3 protein-coding genes are annotated in these 3,177 nt (G+C 54.9%); all 3 read right to left on the bottom strand.

Annotated features, from left to right (window positions below; translation table 11 throughout):
- Positions 1-27 precede the first annotated feature (27 nt).
- The 3 genes from FFR93_RS40235 to FFR93_RS40230 are packed head-to-tail and all read right to left on the bottom strand — an operon-like array spanning position 28 to position 2,349.
- Complete coding sequence (locus tag FFR93_RS40235) at positions 28-1,029, bottom strand: ATP-binding cassette domain-containing protein (RefSeq protein WP_138397211.1); 1,002 nt, start codon at positions 1,027-1,029, stop codon at positions 28-30.
- Positions 1,029-1,181 carry a hypothetical protein gene (locus FFR93_RS41245; protein ID WP_165586652.1) on the bottom strand — a complete coding sequence of 51 codons (153 nt, stop codon included), beginning with the start codon at positions 1,179-1,181 and terminating at the stop codon, positions 1,029-1,031. The genes FFR93_RS40235 and FFR93_RS41245 overlap by 1 nt, the downstream gene beginning before the upstream one ends.
- A 1-nt stretch (position 1,182) precedes the next feature.
- Positions 1,183-2,349 carry an efflux RND transporter periplasmic adaptor subunit gene (locus tag FFR93_RS40230; protein WP_246661438.1) on the bottom strand — a complete coding sequence of 389 codons (1,167 nt, stop codon included), beginning with the start codon at positions 2,347-2,349 and terminating at the stop codon, positions 1,183-1,185.
- Positions 2,350-3,177 lie beyond the last annotated feature (828 nt).

Raw genomic sequence — 3,177 nt, 5'->3', positions numbered from 1 at the left:
AGCCGTGACCGCTGCAATTGCCTGAGTTTACCGACAAGCGACTTTTCGGCCGTTGATCAAACAACGTGACATCGCCGCCGCAACAGATGTGTGTCCGAAACGCATTTGTGCGGAAGTTTGCACTTCCGGAGTTGCGCTATCGATGTAGGATTGATCGGCAAGAGCATCGGCATCCGCGGCGACCAAGGTCTTGATGTTGGAAGCGCCCCCGTCACCCTCATTGCGCTCCGGAACAATCTCTATGACGCTGTATCCAAATGCTCCCAGGGCGTCCGAAAGTTTCTGACGGGCACCTTCTCCGAAACCGACGACCACGAGGACTGCCGCGATTCCGATAATGATGCTGAGCACTGTGAGGAAGGTACGCATGCGATAGGTGACTAGAGATCGGATCGCCATCCGCAGGGCTTCCAGCAGGCAGCGACTGACCGCCGAAAGCGCACCGATCGGCGTGTTGTCGCTGAACGCCAGCGTGCCATCGGTCTTCTGCCGGTCGTGCGTCAAGCGGTCGGAAACGACAACGCCGTCGCGAATCTCGACGATCCGATCGGCGTGAGCTGCGATTTTCGGATCGTGTGTCACAATGATAATCGTGTGTCCAGCGACATGAAGTTCCTTCAATATATCGAGGACAGTTCCGCCACTCTTGGCATCTAGCGCGCCCGTCGGCTCATCGGCGAGAATGATGCGGCCGCCATTCATCAATGCGCGGGCAATCGAAACTCTTTGCTGCTGGCCCCCGGACAATTGGTTCGGGCGGTGGTCGAGACGATCATCAAGACCCAGCTTGCGCAGAAGAGATATGGACCTTTCTCGGCGTGACCGAGCGCCAACGCTGGCATAGATAGCAGGGATCGCCACGTTGTCGACAGCGCTCAATGTTGCGAGAAGCTGATAATGTTGGAAGATGAAACCGAAATTTTGCCGTCTTGACGCGGCAAGTTCGTCCGCGCTGAACCCTGCAACGCTGCGGCCGCCGATGCGATAGTCACCAGAACTCGGCTGGTCCAAGCAGCCTAAAATGTTCATTAGCGTCGTCTTGCCGAACCGCTGGTGCCAACGATTGCCACCAGCTCTCCACTCGAAATCGAAAGGCTCACGCCGGCGAGCGCATTAACCGTCTTGTCTCCGGTGCGGAAAATCCGCGAAATATTCTCGATCTCAAGAAGTGCAGTCATCATATTATATCGCCTCAAGACCAGTTGCTTTTTCGCTGGGTGAGATGAGAAGCTCATCACCAACGGAGAGGCCATTGAGTACTTGCGCTTTAATCTTGTCAGTCAAACCCGTTGTAACTAGGCGCACGGTGACTTCTCCAGTTGGTTTGCGAATGTAAACTCGGTAGCGATCTTTCCCATCGGGCTCACTCAGAGCCGCCCAGGGTACGGGCGGTACGTTTTCGGCGTGGCCGAAAATAATTGTAACGGATACGCTCATCTTTGGCCGAAATCGGCCTTCCGGGTTGGGTGTCGGAAATACGCCGGTGTAATAGACCGCCCGATTGGATTCCCCGTTTTTTATGGGACCCGTATTGACGTCGTCGGCTATGCACGGAGGCGCGGGCTGTATCTCTTCCAGTACGCCTGAACTGGGAGCTTCAGTCGCTCCTAGGGTTGTGAAGCGGACGTTCTGGCCTGGCTTCACGCGCGCCATGTCTGCTTCCGATATCTGTACCATCACCTGCATCACGTCGAGCTGAGCGAGAACCGCGATGGTCGGTACCCGATCTGAGTTCAACGTTTGACCCTCTTTGGTCGCCAGAGCAACTACTACGCCGCTCATTGGCGCGCTGATCTTCGTTTGGTTAAGGGACGAGCGAGCGACGTCAACATCGAGTATCTTCTCATTGGTTTGCGCTTCAAGTTGCTCGAGCCTTGCTTCCTGCGACAGAAATGTGGCTTGCGCCTTCTCCAGGTCGGCGGCCGATACAGACCTGTTCTCCCTTAAAGTCTTTTGTCTTCGAAACGCCAATTTGGCCTCGTTCAGAGTTATCTCAGCTTCCTTGCGCCTAGCATTGACGTTAGCGAGGTTGGCTTGCGCGGTGAGTAGCTTGTACTGCTCTTTCGTAGGGTCAATCTCGGCGATCAAGTCACCAGACTTCACGAATTGGCCAAGCTTTACATGCAGTGCCTTTATTTGGCCCGACACTTGAGCCCCAACATTGATTATCCTGCGAGGCTCCAAAACTCCCTCCGCGAGGACAGTCTCCTCAATCGAGCCGAGTACCACGCGTTCCGTGTGGACAGGGTCGAGCGTCTCTTGTTTGAAGGCGCTTGTCGCGACGGCGATCGCAAACATCAACGGTGCAACTCCTAAGCCCCAGACGGGCAACCCCATCTTAATCTTCATTAACGGTCGCCCCCTTTTCCATAAGACTGGCTCTGTGTACCGTTGTGGGAACTCCAATCAAAGGGAGGTAGAGTGAAAGCCGGGACTGAAGATGATAGCAAAGCAAGCGAGCGTTCATTTTCTTTCGCGGAAATGGCTGGCAGCAGCAGGCCTAACGCTAGCGCACCGGACCCAAAAAGAAGGCTAGCTCGAATAGCGACATTTCCAACGCACTTGAGGGTTTCGCATTTGAGCATCGATGCTATGCCCATCTTTTCGAGAAAGTGCATTTTACGCTTGTACTTCACGCCTCGGGAGTTGACGAAGCTTCCTTCCAATCGCCGAGAACTGAACGAGGTGACGTCTCGATTAGGTGGGCGTAGCGGCATGTCTAGCCGCGGGGCGGAGGAAGGGCGAATAGCGCTCAAACGAGAAGAAGGTGCGAGTTTGAGGATGAGGGCTTTCATCAGGGTTTTCCATTTTTTAGCTGCGATGATATCGCTTCTCGCACTGTGAGCTGACAAACGTCTGAAGGAACGGGAATTTCAGTCGCGGGGCGTCAGGCTTGGATAATGCCGAAGGGCACCGTAAAGTTAACGCTGTGAAAACAAGACCTGGGAGTGAGGCTTTTGTTCATTCGGCGTGAAGGCGCGCGCGATTTGGCGCCATGCCTGCATGGCAGCTGCTCGCAGTTCTCGATGGTGGCTGGATGGATTATCGTGGATCGGACGGTGGCCCTCGAGACACGCCGCAGCTACTTAGCGATCCAGCGTGGCCTTGCCCCGTTGAAATAATCCATTTTGAAGTAAGCTCTGGCCCATTGAGAGGACCAGAGGATGAAGCGCAATC

The sequence above is a fragment of the Rhizobium sp. MHM7A genome (assembly GCF_005862215.1).
Lineage (GTDB): Bacteria > Pseudomonadota > Alphaproteobacteria > Rhizobiales > Rhizobiaceae > Rhizobium > Rhizobium bangladeshense.
Note: the sequence above shows the minus strand (reverse complement) of the source record. Positions and strands in the feature narration are given on the sequence as shown.